This window comes from Geminicoccus flavidas (assembly GCF_009806515.1).
Classification (GTDB): Bacteria; Pseudomonadota; Alphaproteobacteria; order Geminicoccales; family Geminicoccaceae; genus Geminicoccus; species Geminicoccus flavidus.
In genome coordinates this window covers 1-559 of sequence record NZ_WUJP01000528.1, presented here as the reverse complement: position 1 = coordinate 559, position 559 = coordinate 1, and the positions used below count along the sequence as shown (strand labels likewise).

Annotated in this window: 1 pseudogene; it reads right to left on the bottom strand. The window is 71.6% G+C overall.

Annotation, left to right across the window (positions count from 1 at the left end):
• Positions 1–559, bottom strand: a pseudogene (locus EQG76_RS14955) (hypothetical protein); the annotation flags it as partial.

Genomic DNA, 559 nt, shown 5'->3' with positions numbered 1-559 from the left:
CGCCTGGGCCTTGCTGCCCAGCGGCCGCCGCGGGTCGAACGCATCCTCGCCGCCCCGCACCGCGCCCACCACTAGGCTGGAAGCCACCTCGCGGGCATCGCAGGAGGTCGCGAGCAGCCGGTCGGCCGGTGCTACCTGGGCTTCCAGTCCCGCAAAGCTCGACACGATGTCGGTCTGCGGCGAGGTGGTGGCGACCGTGCCGGCATTACCCTGCCGCGCCGAGGCATCGATCTGGCCGGGCCGAGCGATCAGGCCCTCCGTGGCGATCCGGATCGTGCCGCCGTCACCGACATTCGGGGCGTCGGCGACGATGAACGAACTGGCGTCCAGTACGACCGGGCCGCCATCGCCTCCGTCGATGCCCTGGATGGCGACCGAGCCTGCCTGCGCGCCTTCCACGCCCCCTTCGATCCGGCTGCCGATCGCTCCCCCGTTCTCCAGGATCAGCCGGTCGCCCACCAGGAGGAGGATGCGCCCGCCCGAACCGGGATCGGCAACGGTCGATACAGTCCCGCCATCCAGGCGGGTCTGGGTTGTGGAGGCGACGGTGATCTCGCCG